This is a genomic window from Micromonospora profundi, from assembly GCF_011927785.1.
Taxonomy (GTDB): domain Bacteria; phylum Actinomycetota; class Actinomycetes; order Mycobacteriales; family Micromonosporaceae; genus Micromonospora; species Micromonospora profundi.
Genome location: NZ_JAATJK010000001.1, coordinates 6,797,130 through 6,816,910, shown reverse-complemented (window position 1 = coordinate 6,816,910; position 19,781 = coordinate 6,797,130). Strand labels below are relative to the sequence as shown.

13 protein-coding genes are annotated in these 19,781 nt (G+C 70.9%); 5 read left to right on the top strand and 8 right to left on the bottom strand.

Annotated features, from left to right (window positions below; translation table 11 throughout):
* Positions 1 to 583: 583 nt before the first annotated feature.
* On the top strand, positions 584 to 1,837 hold the full coding sequence (locus tag F4558_RS30635) for a phosphatidylserine decarboxylase (protein ID WP_053660535.1): 1,254 nt from the start codon (positions 584 to 586) through the stop codon (positions 1,835 to 1,837).
* Positions 1,838 to 1,915: 78 nt separating this feature from the next.
* On the opposite strand, the gene F4558_RS30630 is transcribed toward F4558_RS30635, so the two are convergent.
* The 3 genes from F4558_RS30630 to F4558_RS30620 form a co-directional block, all read right to left on the bottom strand.
* Positions 1,916 to 2,854, bottom strand: coding sequence for a CDP-alcohol phosphatidyltransferase family protein (locus tag F4558_RS30630; protein WP_053660537.1), 939 nt, complete (start codon positions 2,852 to 2,854; stop codon positions 1,916 to 1,918).
* Positions 2,855 to 3,198: 344 nt separating this feature from the next.
* The gene (locus F4558_RS30625) at positions 3,199 to 4,155 is read right to left on the bottom strand and encodes an NUDIX hydrolase (protein WP_209273453.1); all 957 of its coding nucleotides are present in this window, start codon (positions 4,153 to 4,155) and stop codon (positions 3,199 to 3,201) included.
* A gap of 111 nt (positions 4,156 to 4,266) precedes the next feature.
* Positions 4,267 to 5,217 carry an NUDIX hydrolase gene (locus F4558_RS30620; RefSeq protein WP_053660541.1) on the bottom strand — a complete coding sequence of 317 codons (951 nt, stop codon included), beginning with the start codon at positions 5,215 to 5,217 and terminating at the stop codon, positions 4,267 to 4,269.
* Positions 5,218 to 5,360: 143 nt separating this feature from the next.
* On the opposite strand from F4558_RS30620, the gene F4558_RS30615 reads away from it, so the two are divergent.
* On the top strand, positions 5,361 to 5,753 hold the full coding sequence (locus F4558_RS30615) for a PspC domain-containing protein (RefSeq protein WP_082377705.1): 393 nt from the start codon (positions 5,361 to 5,363) through the stop codon (positions 5,751 to 5,753).
* A gap of 7 nt (positions 5,754 to 5,760) precedes the next feature.
* On the opposite strand, the gene guaA is transcribed toward F4558_RS30615, so the two are convergent.
* Together guaA and F4558_RS30605 are read right to left on the bottom strand one after the other, a co-directional pair.
* Entirely contained in the window at positions 5,761 to 7,317 is a 1,557-nt protein-coding gene (gene guaA / locus F4558_RS30610) for a glutamine-hydrolyzing GMP synthase (RefSeq protein ID WP_053660544.1), read from the bottom strand.
* 142 nt (positions 7,318 to 7,459) lie between these two features.
* A complete protein-coding gene (locus tag F4558_RS30605) occupies positions 7,460 to 9,163 on the bottom strand; it encodes an FAD-dependent oxidoreductase (RefSeq protein WP_167947053.1) in 1,704 nt (567 codons plus the stop codon).
* 142 nt (positions 9,164 to 9,305) lie between these two features.
* Here F4558_RS30605 and F4558_RS30600 point away from each other — a divergent pair, with 142 nt between their 5' ends.
* Complete coding sequence (locus tag F4558_RS30600; RefSeq protein ID WP_053660548.1) at positions 9,306 to 10,427, top strand: LCP family protein; 1,122 nt, start codon at positions 9,306 to 9,308, stop codon at positions 10,425 to 10,427.
* A gap of 96 nt (positions 10,428 to 10,523) precedes the next feature.
* Here F4558_RS30600 and F4558_RS30595 read toward each other — a convergent pair whose 3' ends face one another.
* Both F4558_RS30595 and F4558_RS30590 read right to left on the bottom strand, forming a co-directional pair.
* The gene (locus tag F4558_RS30595) at positions 10,524 to 11,984 is read right to left on the bottom strand and encodes a M1 family metallopeptidase (RefSeq protein ID WP_167947051.1); all 1,461 of its coding nucleotides are present in this window, start codon (positions 11,982 to 11,984) and stop codon (positions 10,524 to 10,526) included.
* Positions 11,985 to 12,090: 106 nt separating this feature from the next.
* Positions 12,091 to 13,512 carry a M1 family metallopeptidase gene (locus tag F4558_RS30590; RefSeq protein ID WP_167947049.1) on the bottom strand — a complete coding sequence of 474 codons (1,422 nt, stop codon included), beginning with the start codon at positions 13,510 to 13,512 and terminating at the stop codon, positions 12,091 to 12,093.
* 398 nt (positions 13,513 to 13,910) lie between these two features.
* On the opposite strand from F4558_RS30590, the gene F4558_RS30585 reads away from it, so the two are divergent.
* Positions 13,911 to 15,044 (top strand): sugar phosphate isomerase/epimerase family protein, encoded by a 1,134-nt coding sequence (locus F4558_RS30585; RefSeq protein WP_167947047.1) that lies wholly within the window; start codon positions 13,911 to 13,913, stop codon positions 15,042 to 15,044.
* Between the two features lie 217 nt (positions 15,045 to 15,261).
* Positions 15,262 to 18,576 (top strand): ThuA domain-containing protein, encoded by a 3,315-nt coding sequence (locus F4558_RS30580; RefSeq protein ID WP_167947045.1) that lies wholly within the window; start codon positions 15,262 to 15,264, stop codon positions 18,574 to 18,576.
* A gap of 69 nt (positions 18,577 to 18,645) precedes the next feature.
* Here F4558_RS30580 and F4558_RS30575 read toward each other — a convergent pair whose 3' ends face one another.
* Complete coding sequence (locus F4558_RS30575; RefSeq protein ID WP_167947043.1) at positions 18,646 to 19,764, bottom strand: GuaB3 family IMP dehydrogenase-related protein; 1,119 nt, start codon at positions 19,762 to 19,764, stop codon at positions 18,646 to 18,648.
* Positions 19,765 to 19,781 lie beyond the last annotated feature (17 nt).

The following is a 19,781-nucleotide window of genomic DNA, read 5'->3' as shown; positions in this document are numbered from 1 at the left end:
GCCCGATCGATGCCGGAGGCCCCGGCCTGGGACGCTTCCCCATCTCGGCCGATGCCCGAGACCCCCGCCTGGGACGCTTCGCCGGCTCGACCGATGCCGGAGGTCCCCGCCTGGGACGCTTCCCCGGCTCGACAAGCGGCGGAGTCTCCGACCGCAGAGTCGCGGACGCCGACGTCGACCCTGGAACCGTCGACGGCGGACATGATCCACCCCGCTTGGCTGGCCCACTCGGCGACGGAACCGGAACCACCGACGGCGGCGGCGGAACCGTCGACGGAGGCAGAGCCGCCGACGGAGACGGCAGGTGCGCCGGTCTCCGGTCCGCCCGGTGCTGACGAGCCGACAGGGGTCGACCTCCGGCAGCCCGACGTCGACCCGACAGATGAGCGGGAGGGTCGGCAGCCGAAATCGTGACAGTGGTGTCACCGCCGACCGCACTGCCGCACCACCACGGCAGTGCGGTCGGCGCGCGCAGGCGCATATGCTGGCCGCTGGAGAGATTTCGCCTCCGCCGGCCGGCCCGTCCCGCCGTGACGGCCCCGCCGCGATTCCCGTCTCTACCCCCGTCAGGAGCCCGCCCGACATGACGCAGTCCCCCGCCGTGCGTACCACCGGCCGGTCCGGTCCGGTCCGCATCGGCGAGCGAGCCGCCCGTACGCTCGTGACCGAGCTGGCCCGGATGAACGACCCCAAGGCCGCCCTGCTGGTCGGCGCCAGCCCGGAGTCCGCGGTGCTGGCCGCGGCCATCGAGGCACTGCTCCCCGGTGACCAGCTCACAGTGGTCCCCGCCGAGGCGTCCGACGCCACAGCGCTCCGCGAGCACGTCACCGCCCAGGGCCGGTGGGTCGCCGACCGGGTACGCGTGGTCGACTCGCTGCCCGAGGCGGAGGCCGCCGCGGTGGTCATCGCCGGCGAGGCGTTCACCGGCACCGCCGAGGAGACCCGCAGCGCCATCGACGGGCTGGCCAAGCACCTGACCGACGGCGCGGTGCTCAGCGTCGCCACCCCGGCGACACCGGGCCGGACCACCGGCGCCGCCGCCGAACTGGCCCGGCAGGACGCCCTCTACGGTGTCGGCGCCGACCTCGTGGTGCGCAACGTGCCCCCGGTGCGCGTCTACCGGCTGCGTTTCACCACTGCCGCTCCCGCTGCGGCCGACCGGCTGGCTCCGGCGTACCGGCCGTCGAGTGTGCCGCTGGTCCGAGGCATGCACATCGACTCCAACGGTGTGGCCGCGGCGGGCATCACGCTGGGCCTGGCCGCACTGGCCCGGGTGGCGCGTCCGTCCTCCAAGCTGTGGCTGCTGCCGGCACTGGCCGCAGGGCCGGTCGCCGCGTTCTTCCGCGACCCGGAGCGGGACGTACCGGAGGATTCGAACGCCGTGGTGGCAAGCGCGGACGGCAAGGTCCTGTCGGTGCAGCGACTGTACGACGAGCGGTTCGGCGACGCCGAGTGGCTGCGCGTCGCGGTGTTCCTGTCGGTGCTGGACGTGCACGTCAACAGGTCTCCGGTCGCCGGCAAGGTGGTCGACTACTTCGTGGCCGACGGCGGTTTCGTCAACGCGATGAAGCCGGACGCCGAGCACAACGTCGCCGCGTACACAGTGCTGGACACCAGCCACGGCACGGTGGTCGTCGCGCAGCGGACCGGCCTGATCGCCCGGCGGATCGTGCAGCGCGCGCCGATCGGCGCGCTGCTGGCCAAGGGCGAGCGCTTCGGGCTCATCCGGTTCGGCTCGCGGACGGACGTCTACCTGCCGGCCGACGCCGCCGAGCCGCTGGTCGGGCCCGGCGACAAGGTCGTCGGCGGCTCCACGGTCATCGCCCGCTGGCGCTGACCCACGACGAGCGAAACGGGGCGCCGCTGTCAGCGGCGCCCCGTTTCGTGTGCTCGGATGTTTCGGGTGATCGGGGGGTCAGGCGGTGCGACGCTGGCGCAGCCAGAGCACCGGCCCGCTGACCAGGTAACCCACCACGATCAGGACGAACGTGAGCTGGACGTCGACAAGCGCGCCGACCACCGGGGCCAGCCACAGCCACGGCGGCAGCTTCATCAGGCGGGCGAGCTTGGCGTACGGGAAGCTGGACACCATCGCGAAGGCGAGCAGAGCCACCCCGGCGACCAGCACGGGGCCGGACACCGGCACGCCGATCGCCACTGTCACGGCGAGCACCGCCGCCGCCATCGTGGTGGGGACGCCGGAGAAGAACCGGCCGTCCTTCGGCGAGACGTTGAAGCGGGCCAGCCGGATCGCGGCACAGGCTGCGACCAGTGCGCAGGCCACCGCGGCCGCAGCCGTCGGAGCGGAGCCGGCGAGCGACGCGTAGACCACAACGGGTGCCGCGAGGCCGAACGAGCACATGTCGGCGAGCGAGTCCATCTGGGCGCCGAACGGGCTGGCCACGCCGAGCCGGCGAGCCAGAGCGCCGTCGAGACCGTCGAAGGCGACGCAGGCGATCAGGCAGAGCGCGGCAATCTGCACCTCACCCTGCATGGCCAGGAAGATCGCCAGCATGCCGAGCATCAGGCTGGCCAGCGTGCAGGCGTTGACCAGGGCGAACTTCATCCGGCGGGCGACAGTGCGCTCGCCGGGCAGCAGCGGGATCGTGCCGGACGACGCCTCGTCGGCGTACGCGGTGGGCGGCAGTGCCGGGCTGACCGGCGTCACCGCCTCGATCTCCGCCCGGCTGGCGGCAAACGACTGCCGGTTGAGCCGGTCCAGGCCGTAGCGGCGACGCTGCCGCTCGGCGTACCGGTGCTCGGGCAGCGCGAGGTCGGTGGGTCGCAGGTCGCCGTCGCGGCGGCCCACGCGAACCAGAAGCACCTGGCGGGCGAACGTGCTGCTGCGGCGCAACCGGCCCGCCCAGCGACGCCCAGCGGGGCGCGGACTGTCAGTCGTACGACGCCGGCGCCATGGGGCTCTCGGCACGTTTCCTCCATCACCGGATCGGCTTACCGCCGTGAGGGCGGGTGTCCGGTCATCTAGTGCCGGACCTTGCGTGGGCCCGGCAGCCGTTCTGCGGAGTACACCATCGCATAGGGGAATGTGGCTTGGCGATAGCTGCCGGCGGTACTTGTAGGCTTAAACCGCACGAATCGCTGTCTTATTCCCATCCTGGGCCTCATCGCCCGTTTCCTCCATCATTCCCACCTCTGACTGTACCGGAGGGTCACCATCTCGGCTCGCCGAGCGGAGGGCTATCGACCCAGCTGTCCGATTGCCATCGCCGCAACCCCGGTCAACGACAGGCCGGAGATCTCGGCCCGGGTGAACCAGCCGGCCCTGGCAGTCGAGCCGCCAGCGGATTCCGTCACCACCGCGTCGGTAGGTACGTCCACGAGCACCCGATAGATCACCCGAACGCCGTGCCAGTCCAGTGGACGGCCTTCCGGGCCGAGCGCGGCGGGATTGTGCAGGTTGTCCACCCCGAGCAGTTCCACCACCCGACCCAGCTGACCGCACTCCTCGACCAACTCACGGAGCAGCCCTGTGGTCGGCTGCTCGCCGTGATCGGTGCCGCCACCCGGCAGGTGCCACTTGCCGGCCCCCGGGTAACCGGGGGCGATCTGGGTGAGCAGGATTCGCCCGGCCGGATCGGTGACAAGCCCGTACGCCCCGAAGCGGAGGCGGCGGTCGGCGTTCGGGGCCGGATCGGGCGGCGGCACCCGGGGAAGACCGGCGGGCAGAGGTGACACCGGCAGCCCGAGCATCTCGGCGGTGAACGGCATCAGCGGTAGGGCCGCCGCCTCATCGGGACTGAACCAACCCAACTCGTCGCTGCCACCGGCGGGCTCGGACCGAAGGTCACCACCCGTCGCCTCGACCTCGAAGACCAGCCGGTCGGTGTGCGCCCTGACATCGGCGGCGGGGAAGCTGGCCACATCGGCGACGGCCGCGCGGATCGCGCCCACCGCGACGGTCAGCCCGGTCCCCACAGCGAACTCGCGCTCGACAGCCCGGGCCGGGTGCTCAGCGTGCTCGACCCCGCCCCCGGGAAACTGCCACACCCCCGGACACGGGGAGTTCTCCGACCCGCGCGCCAGCAACACCCGCCCGCGCTCGTCCCGCAGCACTCCGTACGCCCCGACCTGTCGCCACTCCCGCACCTGCCCGCTCCCCCGCCCACGCGCTTCCCGCCCACCCGCCAATGTCATCGATCATGAGGTTAGCGGGGCCGGGACAGACATATCACCCCGTCAACCTCATGATCAACGGCGCAGGGCGGGGGCAGGGCGGGGCGCAGGGCAGGGGCGGGGCGCAGGCGGTCAGGTCAGGCGGGCTGCTTGCACCGCTTCTGCTGTCACCTCGGTGAGGCGGTCGGTGGGGAGGGCACCCAGCTCGTCGCGGCCGAACCAGCGAGCCTCGCAGGTGGAGCCGCCCACGTCGGCGATGGTCAGCGGGTTGGGCTGGTCGACGACCACGCGGTAGAAGGCGCGGACGCCGTGCCAGTCGATCGGGTAGCCCTCCGGGCCGAGCGAGGCGGCGTCGCGGTGGCTGGCCACACCGAGCAACTCGACGAGGCGACCGGTCTGGCCGGTCTCCTCGACCAGCTCACGGATCAGCGCCGCGCCGGGCTGCTCTCCGTAGTCGGTGCCACCGCCGGGCAGGTGCCAGCAGCCGGCGCCCGGGTAGCCGTCGGAAACCCGGGTGAGCAGCACCCGACCGGCCGGGTCGGTGCACACGGCGTACGCGGCGAAGCGCTGCGCCCGGTGCAGCCCGTCGGGGCCGGGAACCGCGTAGAAGGAGGGGAACTCGGGTGCCTCGTCGGGCACCACGTCGGCCGAGGAGGCGGGCAGCCCGAGGGCACGCGCTGTGAACGAGCGCAGCGGCAGCAGACGCGCCTCGTCGAGGGTGTACCAGCGGGCCAGGTCGGTGGGGCGATCGCCAGCCCGGTCGGCGAGCGTCCCGCCGCGCACCGCGACCCGGTAGATCAGCCGGTCGGTGTGGATGGTGATGCCACGCTCAGGCAGTGCCCGCATGTCGGCGAGCACGTCGGCCAGGCCCGCCACGGCGACGGACAGGCCCGTCTCGGCCGCGGTCTCGCGGACCACAGTGTGGTTGGGGTCCTCGCCGTGGTCGACCGCCCCGCCAGGCAGCGACCAGGTGCCGGGGGTGCCGGAGCGCTCCGATGCGCGGACCAGCAACACTCGGCCGTCTGAATCAGCACAAACTGCGTATGCCGCGATCCTGCGAAGCGGCTCCAGCATGGTGGTCACGGAAGCAAATTCTCCCCGGGTCGGGTTACCGGAACGGAAAAGAGTCGGATTCCTGACTTTATGGCCTCGCTCAGGGATCGGTCAGGGTAAGGATCCGGGCGGTCACCGAGGTCGGACAGGGCGCCAGCGCGGACTGTGGAGGCATGACAACCACCGCCACTCCCCGCGCCCCGTACAAGCAGCTCCGGCGACCCACGACCGACCGCATGGTGGCAGGTGTCGCCAGCGGTCTCGGTCGCTACTTCGACGTCGACCCCACACTGGTCCGGGTGATCTTCGCGGTCACCGGTCTGCTCACCGGCGGGCTGGCGCTGTTCGCGTACCCGATCATGTGGTTCCTGATGCCCGAGGAGCCCACAAGCGCGCCCGCGTGGCCGCACCCGGCGGGCACCGCGCCGCAGGGTCCGCCCACCATGGGCGGCCAGCAGGGGTACGCCCCGACGCAGCCCTACCCGCCGACGGCCCCGCCTAGCGCGACGACGACCCTGCCGAGCATGCCGCCGTCGACCCCGCCCAGCATGCCGCCGGCGGCCTGAGCGGCGCTCACTCCCACTCGATGGTGCCCGGCGGCTTGCTGGTGACGTCCAGCACCACCCGGTTGACCTCGGCCACCTCGTTGGTGATCCGGGTCGAGATCCGGGCGACCACCTCGTAGGGGAGGCGCGACCAGTCGGCGGTCATCGCGTCCTCGCTGGAGACCGGGCGCAGCACCACGGGATGCCCGTAGCTGCGCCCGTCACCCTGCACGCCGACGCTGCGGACGTCGGCGAGCAGTACCACCGGGAACTGCCACACGCCCCGGTCGAGCCCTGCCGCGGTCAGCTCCTCACGGGCGATCAGGTCGGCACGGCGCAGCAGGTCGAGCCGCTCCTGGTCGACAGCGCCGATGATGCGGATGGCCAGGCCGGGGCCGGGGAACGGGTGCCGCCAGACCATCGCCTCGGGCAGACCGAGTTGCAGGCCGAGCGCCCGGACCTCGTCCTTGAAGAGCGTGCGCAGCGGCTCGACAAGCGCGAACTTCAGGTCCTCCGGCAGACCGCCGACGTTGTGGTGGCTCTTGATGTTGGCGGTGCCGGTGCCGCCGCCGGACTCGACGACGTCCGGGTAGAGGGTGCCCTGGACCAGGAACTCCACGTCGCCGTGGGAGGCGATCTCGCGGGCGGCGGCCTCGAAGACCCGGATGAACTCCCGCCCGATGATCTTGCGCTTCTGCTCCGGGTCGGTCACCCCGGCCAGCGCGCCCAGGAACCGGTCCGCCGCGTCGACCACCTTGAGCTTGATGCCGGTGGCCGCCACGTAGTCCTTCTCCACCTGCTCGGCCTCGCCCGCGCGCAGCAGGCCGTGGTCGACGAAGACGCAGGTGAGCTGGTCACCGACGGCCTTGTGCACGAGCGCGGCGGCGACAGCCGAATCCACCCCGCCGGACAGGCCGCAGATGACCTCCTTGTCGCCCACCTGGGCGCGGATCCGGGCCACCTGCTCGTCGATGATGTTCTCGGGCGTCCAGGTCGGCTCGATCCCGGCGATCTCGTACAGGAAGCGCTGGAGCATCTCCTGGCCGTGCGCGGTGTGCCCGACCTCCGGGTGGAACTGCACACCGGCCCGGCGACCGGCCAGATCCTCGAACGCCGCCACCGGCGCGCCGGCCGACTCGGCGGTCACCGTGAAGCCCTCCGGGGCCTCGGTGACGCAGTCGCCGTGGCTCATCCACACCGGCAGGTCGGCCGGCAGGTCACGCAGCAGCACGCCCGGCTCGAGGAGGCGGGGGCGCAGCGGCGTGCCGCCGTACTCACGGTTGCCGGTCTTCGCGACGGTGCCGCCCAGCGCCTGGGCCATGGCCTGGAAGCCGTAGCAGATGCCGAAGACCGGAACGTCGGACGTGAACATGCCGGCGTCGATCTGCGGGGCGTCCGGCGCGTAGACGCTGGACGGGCCACCGGAGAGGATGATCGCGGCAGGGTTCTTCGCAAGCATCTCGGCGACCGGCATCGAGTGCGGCACGATCTCGGAGTAGACCCTCGCCTCGCGAACCCGGCGTGCGATGAGCTGGGCGTACTGGGCTCCGAAGTCCACCACGAGGACTGGGCGAGGCAGGCTCATGTGCACAAAGCCTACCCAGGGCCACCTCCACCCGTGCCACCGGCACGCCGTCCACCGCGGCCTCCCGCGATCTTGCACTTGCTGCCTCGACAAAATTCGCACATGCCGCGTAAGGGCGACCGAAACTGCAAGATCGACGAGATCAGGAGGTGCGGCGCAGAGCTGCGGGGGCGCTTGGCGGGACTGCCGGATTGTTCGGGGGTACGGGCGGGAGCCTGCGGTACGGGGTGCCGAGGGGCGGGCGGGGGTCGTCGTCGCCCTTGTTCGGCCAGAAGGACATCGCCCGCTCCGCCTGCGCGGTGATCGTCAGCGAGGGGTTCACCCCGAGGTTGGCCGAGACCGCGGCCCCGTCCACCACGTGCAGCCCTGGGTGGCCGTACACCCGGTGCCAGGGGTCGATCACCCCGTCGGCAGGGGTGGCGCCGATCGCCGCCCCGCCCAGGATGTGCGCTGTCACCGGAATGTCGAACGGCTCGGTGACCGAGCCGCCGGGCGTACCGCCGATCTCGTCGGCGAGCAGCCGGGCTGCGGTGTTGCCGGCCGGGATCCAGGTCGGGTTCGGCGCGCCGTGGCCGGGGCCGGTGACCAGCCGGCGGCCGAACACGCCCCGCCGCCGGCGGGTGGTCAGCGAGTTGTCCACCGACTGCATCACCAGGGCGATCACCGTCCGTTCCGACCAGCCGCGCACCGACAGCATCCGGGCGGCCAGCCTCGGCTGGCGCGCGATGCTGCCCAGCCAGCGCCGGACCCGGTGCGGGCCACCGTCGACAAGCAGCGACTGGAGCAGACCCATGGCGTTGGAGCCGCGCCCGTAGCGGACCGGCTCGATGTGGGTCTGCGGGTCGGGGTGGAACGAGCTGGTGATCGCCACCCCGTCGGTGAAGTCCAGCCCTTCGGACCGGGCCTGCTGGCGGGCCACCGAGGCGCCCAGGATCGCCTCAGAGTTGGTCCGGGTCAGCTCGCCGACGCGGGCCGAGAGCTTCGGCAGCACGCCGTCGTCCCTCATCGCGTGCAGCAGCCGTTGGGTGCCCAGCGCCCCGGCGGCGAACACCACCTCGTCGGCGTGGATCACCTGACGGCGGTGACGCACCCAGGCGCCGGTGCGGACGGTGTGCACGTCGTACCCGCCGCCTGCCGCCGGTTTGACGGCGGTCACGGTAGTCAGTGGGTGCACCGTGACACCCAGCCGCTCGGCGAGCCACAGGTAGTTCTTCACGAGCGTGTTCTTGGCCCCGTGCCGGCAGCCGGTCATGCACCCACCGCAGTGCGAGCAGCCGGTGCGCTCCGGGCCGGCGCCACCGAAGTACGGGTCGGCAACCCGCTCGCCGGGCCTACCGATGTGCACACCCACCGGGGTGGCGTGGAAGGTGTGCCCAACCCCCATCCGCTCGGCCACCGCCCGCATGGCGCGGTCCGCGCCGGTGTCCACCGGGTACGTGGTGACGCCGAGCATCCGTTTCGCCTGGTCGTAGTGGCGGGCCAGCTCGTCGCGCCAGTCGGTGATGTCCCGCCACTGCGGGTCGGTGTAGAAAGCCGGCAGGGGTTCGTAGAGGGTGTTCGCGTAGACGAGCGATCCGCCGCCCACCCCGGCGCCGGAGAGCACCAACACCCCGTTCCCGGAACGCCGGTCGGCGGGGCGGAGCAGGGTGAGCCGCTGGATGCCGTAGCAGCCCAGCTTCGGCGCCCACAGGAACCTGCGGAACCGCCAGGACGTCTGCGGGAACTCGTCGTCGGCGAAGCGCCGGCCGGCCTCCAGCACGCCGACCGTGTAGCCCTTCTCGGCGAGGCGGAGCGCGGTGACGCTGCCACCGAACCCGGATCCGATGACGAGCACGTCATACCGCATACACGCATCATTACTCGCGAGTAGCGCTCGCGCTAGCGGCAGTTTTCGCGCGACCATGCTCCGGCCAACCGACCCGGAGCCGTCCGGCCGCAACCCGGAGCACCCGTCGGAGCGTTGTTCCGATACGGGGAAGGAAGCAGAGATGGTTCTGGGGTCGATGGCACCGCGCCGACGATGGTTGTTGTTCGGGTTGACCGCCCTGGCGATCGTGGCTCTTGTCGTGGCCGGGACGGTGGTCATCAACCGGCTGGCCGGTGACGACACGCCACAGCGCGCGGCGCCGGCGGCCGGTTCGCCGAGCCCGTCGCCGGTCAGCACGCCCACCCCGAGCCCCACCGGTCCGCCGCCGGGCGCCGACATCACCGGCCCGCTGAACCTGCTGCTGGTCGGGGTCGACACCCGTGTCAGCGTGCCCGGCTGGGAGCCGCACTCCGACGCCGTACTCGTGCTGCACGTACCGAAAGGGCTGGGTAAGGCGTACCTCTTCTCCCTGCCCCGCGACCTGGTGGTGGACATCCCGGCGTTCCCCAAGGCCGGCTATCCGGGCGGCCGGACCAAGCTCACCCACGCCATGAGCTACGGAAGCCGGGTGCCGGGCAAGCCGAAGCAGCCGAACACCGCCCAGGGGTACGAGCTGCTGCGCAGCACCGTCAGCGGCTACACCGGGCTGCGCATCGACGCTGGCGCGGTGCTCACCTTCAACGGGTTCGACCGGCTGGTCGACTCCCTCGGAGGGGTGGACATCTACGTCGACCAGCGGGTCGCCTCGATGCACCGCCGGCCGGACGGCAAGCACCGGCAGAGCGCGCCCGGCGGCTACACCGGGCCGCAGATGGTCTACGAGAAGGGCGAGCGGCACCTCAACGGCTGGCAGGCGCTGGACTACGCGCGGCAGCGCTACATGACGGGCGGGGACTACGCCCGGCAGCGCCACCAGCAGCAGCTGATCCGTGCCCTGACCCGCAAGATTCTCGACGAGGGCCTGGCCCGGCAGCCGGAACGGGTCGACCAGGTGGTCGCCGCGCTGGGCAACACCCTGATCTACGTGGGTGGTCGCCGGATCGTCGACCTGGCGTACGCGCTCAGCAATGTGCCGGAGAACCGGTTCGTACTCGTCGGCCTGCCCGGCTCGGGCGTCGGCAGGGGCAGCGCCTACCGCGGCGAGCAGCTCACCGCGACCGGCCGAGGGTTCCTCACCGAACTCCGCGCAGGCCGAGCCGACGCCTACCTGACAAAACACCCGACCCTGCAGGTAAAAACGTAACCCGGCCTCCCCCGCGATCTTGCACTTGCGGTCCTCGGCTTGTGGCGATTCGCCCCTTCCGCCCCGGCAGAAAGTGCAAGATCGCGGGTTGGAGGGTCAGAGGGGTTTGGGGGCTGGGGGCTTTTTGGTGCCGTAGAGCCAGGCGTCGAAGAGGGGCTTGAGCTTCTTGTCGGAGATGCGCTCCGCCAGGGCCACGAACTCCGCCGTGGTGGCGGTGCCGTTGCGCTTCTCGGCCAGCCAGGTCTTGATGATCTCGAAGAACGCCTTGTCGCCGACGGCCACCCGCAGCGCGTGCACCGTCATCCCGCCGCGCTCGTAGACCGACTCGCTGAACAGCTTCGTCATCCCCGGCCGGCCCGGCGGCGTCCTCCACACCTCGGCAGGCACGCCGGCGTACCGGGCCTGGAACGCCTGCTTGGCTGTGGACTGCCGGGTGTGCTCGGCCCAGAGCCACTCCGCGTACGTCGCGAAGCCCTCGTTGAGCCAGATGTCCTCCCACTTGGCGAGCGCCACACTGTTGCCGAACCACTGGTGGGCCAACTCGTGGGCGACCACATCGGTGTTCTCGCCACGCCTGAAGAAGCCTGCGGAGTAGACCGGCCGGCTCTGGGTCTCCAGCGCGTAGGAGATCCGGCTGTCGGAGACCACCACACCGCCGTACGCGTCGACCGGGTACGGCCCGAAGACGCTCTCCAGGTAGTCGGCCACCTTGACGGTCTGCGCGATCGACGCGTCCGGGGCGCCCTTGGCCACTGTCGAGGTGACCGCGCTGTAGACCGGCCGCCCCTTGTGCTCGCCTGTGGTGATCCGGAACTTGCCGATCACCACAGTGCTCAGGTAGCTGGCCATCGGCGACTTCTCCGACCACTTCCAGGTGGTCCAGCCGTCAGTGGTTGTCGAGCCACCCGGCAGACCGTTGCTGATCGCGGTGAGCCCCTTCGGGACGGTGATCTCGATGTCGTAGGCGGCCTTGTCGGACGGGTGGTCGTTGACCGGGAACCAGGTGCTCGCCGACTCGGGCTGGCCCAGCGCGATTGCGCCGTCGGGGGTGTGCAGAAAGCCGCCGCTGCCGAGCGCCTCGTTCTCCAGCGGCTTCGGAACGCCGGAGTACGCGATCTCGGCGACGAACCCGTTGCCGGTGATCAGGCCGGCGGCCGGCTTGATCACCAGCTCGTTCCCGTCCCGGCTGTGGGTGGCCGGTGCCCCGTCCACCGTCACCTCCCTGACGGTCAGGCCGGCCAGGTCGAGGTTGAACGTCGACAGGTCGGCCGTAGCTGTGGCCTGCACTGTGGCGGTGCCGGTAAGCCGGTCCTTCGCCGGGTCGTAGCGCACCTTGATGGTGTACTGCCCGACGTCGTAGCCGCCGTTGCCGTAGGTGGGGAAGTAGCTGTCGCCGACTCCGGCCGCACCGGCGGTGAACACCCGCGACGGCTTCGGGGACGCGCTCGGTGCCGGTGTCGCCGCGTCCGGCGCGGTCGAGTCGCACCCGGACGTCACGAGCGCCCCGGTCACCAGCAGTGCTGCAGCAACCAGCAGCCTGCGCGGCGTTCCCCGCATCACGAACCCTCCCCGTACGGCAGCGCGGAGGCATCGACCGCCCGCGCGCGACCGGTGCCCGTGCCGATCGCAGGCGGCAGCCTATCGACAGGGCATCACGGGCCCGTCACGGCAGGGTGGGCGCTGTGCCGCCGACAAGCCAGGCGTCCAGGAGTGGCCGCAGCTGCCGGTTCGACACCCGCTCGGCCAGCGCCACGAAGTCCCCGGTGGTGGCGTTTCCGCCAGCCCGCTCGGTGGTCCAGGTACGCAGGATGCGGAAGAACGTGTCGTCACCGACGGTCCGGCGTAGCGCGTGCACGGCGAGCGCACCGCGCTTGTAGACGGCGGTGCCGAACATCCGTTCCCGGCCCGGCTCGACCGACGGCTGCGACCAGTCCGTCACCGCGTACTGGAGTTCGAAGTTGCGCTGCGCCGTCCGGCCACCGTCGTGCTCCTCCCACAGCCACTCTGCGTAGCTGGCGAAGCCCTCGTTGAGCCAGATGTCGCCCCACCTGCTGAGGGAGACACTGTCGCCGAACCACTGGTGGGCCAACTCGTGCGCGACAACGCCCGGGTTGAGCCTGTCGTCGGTGAAGAAGGCGGGTCCGTAGACCGGCCGGGACTGGGTCTCCAGCGCGTAGGAGATCCGGTCGTCGGCAACGGCGATGCCCCCGTACGAGTCGAACGGGTACGGGCCGAAGCGGCTGGCCAGGAAGTCCGCGATCTCGCCGGTGCGGGCCAGCGAGCCGGCCGCGCCACCTGTCGCCGGCAGGCTCGCCGCGACGGCGGTGACCATCGGTCGTCCGGCGTGCTCGCCGTCGACCACCCGGTAGTTTCCGATCACGAGGGTGCTCAGGTAGCTGGCCATCGGGGTGCGTTCCGACCAGCGCCAGGTGGTCCAGCCGTCGGCGCTGCTCCGCGGGCCGGGCACGCCGTTGCTGAGTGCGGCCAGTCCGTCCGGAACGGTCACGGCGATGTCGTAGCTGGCCTTGTCCGACGGGTGATCGTTGACCGGGAACCAGGTGGCTGCGGAGTCGGGCTGACCGAGTGCGATCGCGCCGTCGTCGGTGTGCAGGAAACCACCGCTGCCCAGCGCACCGTCGGTGACGGCGCTGGGCACACCCTGGTAGTCGACAACCACTGTGAACTGCCGGCCGCGTGGCAGCCGGTCGCGTGGGGTCACCACCAGTTCGCCGGCGTCGCGGCGGTGCTCGGCCCGCGCCTGGTCGACGGTGACCGCTCCTACGTCCAGGCCGGCGAGGTCCAGGTTGAACCGGGACAGATCCTGGATGGCGGTGGCAGTGATGGCGGCCCGGCCGCTGAGCCGGTCGGTCGTCGGGTCGTAGCGGACGTCCAGGCCGTAGTGCGTGACGTCGTAGCCGCCGTTGCCGCGTCCGGGCACGTACGGGTCACCGGCGTCGGCGGCACCGGGCCGGAACCCGTCGTTGTCAGCGCCCGTACATCCGGCGGCACCGAGCGCGACGGCGCAGGTGAACGCGGTGACGATGGCCAGCCGGTGGCGGCGCGACGTCCGTCCGGTAAGGACCATGCACGTCTCCTTTCGCCCGGCCGCCCGGGTCACGACGAGCGTAGCCGGCACGGCCGTGCCGGAGGTGTGTATCGACGATCGTCAGTTACTTTCGTTGAAACAAGCAAAAGTTGGCTCACATTGACACTTTCTTTTGGCCACCGCCGACGTTACTGTCTGACCCCAAGATGTAACGCGTTCGGAACATCCCAGTCGATCGCGTCCAGGAGCGGGACTTCGCGTCCCACACCGACACGCCGTGGCGGCGGCGTGCAGTTGTCCCTTCGATGTCACGACACCGCAGGCTTCCGGCCCCGCCGGAGACGCGGACAAGGCGCTCGGCGGCGCCCTGCGACGGACCCTCGTCGCACCCTTGCTGATCGTTATCGACGGCATACGCCGTCGCGAAAGGTGGGACCATGCCAGACCACACCGACGCCACACCGACCAACCGGATCAACCGCCGGTCCCTGCTCGCCGCCTCCGCAGGCGTCGCCGCCGCACTCGGCGCGGCCGGCCTGCCGGTCCTCGCCACCGGCTCCCCAGCCCTCGCCCACCCCAAGGACAAGGGCAAGGACAAGGACAAGGGCAAGAGCAAGCTGCGGGTCGAACCGCTGATCCCGGAGAAGAACCGCGGGATCATCCTCTACAGCGTCCGGGACCGGATCACCGCAGCGCCCGACGACAGCGGAGTGCCGTACGGCTTCGAGCGCGTCCTCGCCCGACTCGCCGAGATCGGCTACAAGGAGATCGAGTTCGCCGGCTACACCCAGCACACCTCGATCCTCGGCCGGCAGATCACCCCGCGCGAGATCCGCAAGATCCTCGACGACAACGGCCTGGTCGCCAACGGCACCCACGCCTCGATCCAGGCGGCCACCTTCCAGCAGCAGCTGGACATCGCCGAGGAACTCGGCATGAAGAACATCGGCACCGGCAGCGACCCCACGAACAGCGCCTACAAGGCCGACTGGGACGCCGCAGCCGACCTCTGGAACGAGCTGGGCCGGCAGGCCCGCGCCCGGGGCATGCGGCTCTACACCCACAACCACGACGTCGCGTACAGCTTCCTGCTCGACTCCGGCCCGCTGGACGCGCAGGGCCGGCCCACCCGCTCGTCGGGCGTCCGGCGGCTGGAGTACTTCTTCGGCAAGACCGACCCGAAGTACGTCTTCTTCGAGTTCGACATCTACTGGGGCTACGTGGCCCGCTACAAGCACCAGAAGTACGTCGACCCGGCCGGCCGTGAGGTGACCGACCTGTTCGACCCGATCCTCAACGTGGCCGACCGGACCACCCGGTTCCCGCTGTTCCACGCCAAGGACGGCGACCGCGACACCAGCGTGCCCAACGGCCACCAGATGGCCCCTCTCGGCGAGGGCGACATCAACTTCCAGCAGTTCTTCCAGACCATCGGCGAGCGGGACTTCCACCACGCCAACTGGGAGATGGACACCGCCCCCGGCGGCACCGCCAACCAGGGACAATCGCTCGACCTCGCGGCGCTCAGCTACCGCAACATGTCCGACCTGACGATCTACCTCAAGAAGTAACACCTCGCACGGCCGGCGTCCGCTCGACGCCGGCCGTGCCCACACTCCGCCGGCCGTCGAGCCGGCGGCGGTGACGGGCGCGGACAACAGCCGTCCCCCGATCACCTTCGCGCTCCCGTACGGCGACGGGACGCGCACGGTCCATCCCCCACCGCAGTCGCGCGGCCGGCCCCACCGGGCCGGGGATGCCGCGCGCCCGCCGAACACCGGAGGAACGATGATCCGACCGACCGGACGACGATGGTTCGCCGTCGCCGCTGGGCTCATCCTGAACGTCTCCCTCATCTCCGCCGCACCCGCCACTGCGGCACCAGCCGACCCACCCCCGACCGGGGCAGCCGTCGTGGAGAACGGCCCCGCCGCCCTCCGCTCCCCCCAGCGCGCCCCGAAGAGCTACCAGGTCCTGGTGTTCACGAAGACCGCCGGTGAGCGCCGCGCGTCCATCAACGACGGCGTCGACACGATCCGGAAACTGGCCAAGGCCAACAAGTTCACTGTCACTGTCACCCGGGACGCCGCGGTGTTCACCCCCACCGAGCTGGCGAAGTACCGGGCCGTGGTCTTCCTCAACACCACCGGCGACGTCCTCAACGCCAGCCAGGAGGCGGCCTTCGAGGCGTACGTGAAGGCCGGCGGCGGCTACGTCGGCGTACACGCCGCGGCGGAGACCGAGCCGGACTGGACCTTCTACCAGGACCTGGTCGGCGCGAAGGTGGCAAGCGCCTCGACGGTCACCCGTGGCGTGGTCGACGTCGCCGACCGCGCCCACCCGGCGTCGGAGACGCTTCCCCGCACGCTCACCCTCACCGAGGAGTGGTACAACTTCGACCGCAACGTCCGGGGCACCTCGCACGTCCTGGCCACTGTGGACGAGAAGACCTACACCGGCGGCACGATGGGGTACGACCACCCGATCACCTGGTGCAAGGACTACCAGGGCGGGCGCTCCTTCTACACGGGCCTCGGGCACAGCATCGAGACGTACCGCTCGGCGAAGTTCCGTGAGCACCTGCTCGGCGGCATCCAGTGGTCCGCCGGCGTGATCGAGGGCGACTGCGGCGCGACAGTGCTCGGCAACTACGAGAAGGTCACACTCAACGGCGAGCCGGGCGAGCCGATGTCGCTGGCAGTGCTCCCCGACGGCCGGGTGCTGCACAACACCCGTGGCGGCGAGGTACGGCTCTACGACCCCGCCACCGGCGCCAGCCCGGTGATCACCACCGTCGACGTGTACCAGCACGACGAGGACGGCCTCCAGTCGGTGGCGATCGATCCGGACTTCGCGAAGAACAAGTGGGTCTACATCTACTACGCGCCGAAGCTCAACACCCCTGTCGACGACCCGAGCACCCCGGGCGTCAACGAGGGCGACGCGCCCGCCACCTCGAACGACCCGACAGTGTGGGACAAGTTCAAGGGCTACAACCTGCTCTCCCGGGTCAAGCTCGTCGAGACCCCCACCCCGCACCTGGACATGAGCACCGAGCAGCAGATCCTCCGGGTCGACGCCGACCGCGGCATCTGCTGCCACGTGGCCGGCGAGATCAAGTTCGACGCCAAGGGACTGCTCTACCTCGTCACCGGCGACGACACCAACGCGGGCGGCTCCGACGGGTACACCCCGATCAACGAGTCGCCGACCCAGGGCCCCGGGTACGACGCGCAGCGCTCGTCGGGCAACACCAACGACCTGCGCGGCAAGCTGCTGCGGATCAAGGTACGACCGGACGGCACGTACTCCATCCCGAAGGGCAACCTCTTCGACGAGGCGAAGGACCAGGCCGGCAAGACCAGGCCGGAGATCTTCCTGATGGGGCTGCGCAACCCGTTCCGGTACGACGTGGGCGCCGACGGCACCGTCTACGTCGGTGACTACTCGCCGGACTCCCGCGTGCCCAGCGCCACCCGGGGCCCGGACGGCACCGGCCGCTGGTTCGCCACCAAGAAGGCCGGCAACTACGGCTGGCCGTACTGCTATTCGCCGAGCCTGCCGTACGTCGACTACGACTTCGTCACCCGGACCTCCGGCGCACCGTTCAACTGCGGCGCCCCGGTCAACGACTCGCCGCGCAACACCGGCCTGCGGGTGCTGCCGAAGGTCGAGCAACCGCAGTTCTGGTACACGTTCGACGCCCGTACCCCGTGCGCCGGGGCGTACCTGGAGAACCCGCCGGTCGCCTGCGACTTCGCGTGGCCGGTGATCGGCACCGGCGGCGTCGGCCCGATGGGCGGCCCGATCTACTCGTACGACCCGAAGTCGACCTCCGAGGTGAAGTTCCCCGAGTACTACCAGAACGCTGTGGTCTTCGGTGAGTTCACCCGCGACAAGATCTTCATGATGCGTACCGACGGCAAGGGCAAGCTGACCGGCGTGGAGCAGTTCCTGCCGGGCTTCGTCTTCGACAACCCGATGGACATGGAGTTCGGGCCGGACGGCTCGCTCTACCTGCTGGAGTACGGCGACGGCTTCTTCCGGGCCAACCCGGACGCGCAACTGTCGGTGATCCGGTACGTCAAGGGCCAGCGGTCACCGGTGGCGAAGCTCGACGCCACACCCACCTCCGGGACGACACCGCTGACCGTGCAGTTCTCCTCGGCCGGCAGTTACGACCCGGACCCGGGCGAGTCCATCTCGTACGCCTGGGACTTCACGAACGACGGCACCGTCGACTCGGCCGACCCGAACCCGTCGTTCACCTACACGGCGAACGGCACCTACAGCGCCAAGCTGACGGTTACCGACTCCAGCGGCAGGACCGCCGTACTCACCAGGGAGATCGTGGTCGGCAACACCGCGCCCACCGTGACAGTCACCTCCCCGGTGTCCGGCAGCTTCTTCAACTGGGGTGACGCGGTGCCGTTCACCATCACGGTGACCGACCCGGAGGACGGGCCGGTGGACTGCTCGCGGGTGACGGTGACGTTCGTCCTCGGCCACGACAGCCACGGGCACCCGGACAGCTCCACCACCGGCTGCACGGGCATCCTGGCCACCCCGGCCGACGGCGGTGACCACGCCGGTGGCTACCTGTACGGCGGGATCAGCGCCTCGTACACCGACCTCGGCGGCGGCGGGCAGGCCCCGCTCACCACCGTCGGCCAGGCGATCATCCAGACGCCTCGCCAGCAGGCCGAGAACGCCCAGGTGAAGGAGGGCGTCACGGTCGCCAACACCGGTGACACCGGCGGCGGTGAGCACGTCAGCTCGATCGACCCGGGCGACCACATCGCCTTCGACCCGATCAACCTGGGTGGGGTGTCCAGCGTGACGCTGCGGCACTCCGGAGGCTCGGCCGCTACCGCGGGCACTCCCCGCGCGGCGGTGGAGCTGCGGCTCGACTCGCCGACCGGCCCGCTCGTCGCCACGGCGACGCTGAACGCGACCACCGGCAACGCGGCCTTCACCAGCACCTCGGTGCCGGTGAACCAGCCGGCCGGGGCGCACCGGCTCTACCTGGTCTACACCGCCGTACCGGGCGGGCCGACCAGCGGCCTGGGCAACCTGAACTGGGTCGAGTTCACAGTGGGCTGACGCCCCGGGAACGACGGAGGCCGGCCCCGCAACGTGGCGGGGCCGGCCTTCCGGCGTGCAGGAGGTAGGTCAGCGGTCGAGGACCAGGCCCACCTTCTGGAACTCCTTGAGGTCGCGGTAGCCGCACTTGGCCATCGCCCGGCGCAGGCCGCCGAACAGGTTGAGCTGACCGTCGGCCTCGTCGGCCGGGCCGAACAGCAACTGCTCCATCGACCCGAGCGGCTCGCCGGAGACCTCGAACGCGCCGCGGGGCAGCGACGGGTGGCTCGCCGCCGAGTGCCACCAGGCGCCACCGGCGGGCGCCTCCTCGCAGAGCGACAGCGGCTCGCCGAGCATCACCGCGTCGGCACCGCAGCCGAGCGCCTTGGCGATGTCGCCGGAGGTCTGGATGTCGCCGTCGGCGATCAGGTGCACGTACCGGCCGCCGGTCTCGTCGAGGTAGTCCCGGCGGGCCGCCGCGGCGTCGGCGATCGCGGTGGCCATCGGCACCCGGATGCCCAGCACCGACTCGGTGGTCGACCACTCGTCGCCGCCGATGCCCACGATCACACCGGCCGCGCCGGTACGCATCAGGTGCAGCGCCGTCTTGTAGTCGGTGCAACCGCCGACGATCACCGGCAGGTCGAGGTCGGCGATGAACTCCTTGAGGTTCAGCGGCTCGTCGGTCGTCGACACGTGCTCGGCGGAGACGATGGTGCCCTGGATGACCAGGATGTCCACCCCGGCGTCCAGAATCACCGGTGCCAGCGCCAAGGTGTGCTGCGGGGACACCCGCACCGCCACAGTGCCGCCGCCGGCCCGCAGCTCACGGACCCGCTCGGCGATCAGGTCCGGGCGGATCGGCTCGGCGTACACCTCCTGGAGCCGCTTGGTGGCGCGGGCGTCCTCGTCGAGGCCTGCCAACTCCTCAAGCACCTTCGTCGGGTTCTCGTAGCGGGTCCACAGCCCTTCGACGTTGAGCACGCCGAGACCGCCGAGCTGACCCAGCCGCACCGCCGACGACGGGCTCATCGTGGCGTCGGACGGATGCCCGACGCAGGGAATACCGAACGGGTACGCGTCGAGCTGCCAGGCGGTGGAGACGTCGTCGACGTCCCTGGTCCGGCGGCTCGGCACGATGGCGATGTCGTCCAGGTGGTAGCCGCGCTGCGCGGTCTTGCCCAGCCCGATCTCGACCACGTCACGCATGGGGGACTCCAGGTGGT

Coding starts and splice junctions, on each gene's coding strand:
- F4558_RS30635 (WP_053660535.1), top strand. CDS start 584: ATGACGCAGTCCCCCGCCGTGCGTACCACCGGCCGGTCCGGTCCGGTC.
- F4558_RS30625 (WP_209273453.1), bottom strand. CDS start 4,155: ATGACATTGGCGGGTGGGCGGGAAGCGCGTGGGCGGGGGAGCGGGCAG.
- F4558_RS30615 (WP_082377705.1), top strand. CDS start 5,361: ATGACAACCACCGCCACTCCCCGCGCCCCGTACAAGCAGCTCCGGCGA.
- guaA (WP_053660544.1), bottom strand. CDS start 7,317: ATGAGCCTGCCTCGCCCAGTCCTCGTGGTGGACTTCGGAGCCCAGTAC.
- F4558_RS30605 (WP_167947053.1), bottom strand. CDS start 9,163: ATGCGGTATGACGTGCTCGTCATCGGATCCGGGTTCGGTGGCAGCGTC.
- F4558_RS30600 (WP_053660548.1), top strand. CDS start 9,306: ATGGTTCTGGGGTCGATGGCACCGCGCCGACGATGGTTGTTGTTCGGG.
- F4558_RS30595 (WP_167947051.1), bottom strand. CDS start 11,984: ATGCGGGGAACGCCGCGCAGGCTGCTGGTTGCTGCAGCACTGCTGGTG.
- F4558_RS30590 (WP_167947049.1), bottom strand. CDS start 13,512: ATGGTCCTTACCGGACGGACGTCGCGCCGCCACCGGCTGGCCATCGTC.
- F4558_RS30585 (WP_167947047.1), top strand. CDS start 13,911: ATGCCAGACCACACCGACGCCACACCGACCAACCGGATCAACCGCCGG.
- F4558_RS30580 (WP_167947045.1), top strand. CDS start 15,262: ATGATCCGACCGACCGGACGACGATGGTTCGCCGTCGCCGCTGGGCTC.
- F4558_RS30575 (WP_167947043.1), bottom strand. CDS start 19,764: ATGCGTGACGTGGTCGAGATCGGGCTGGGCAAGACCGCGCAGCGCGGC.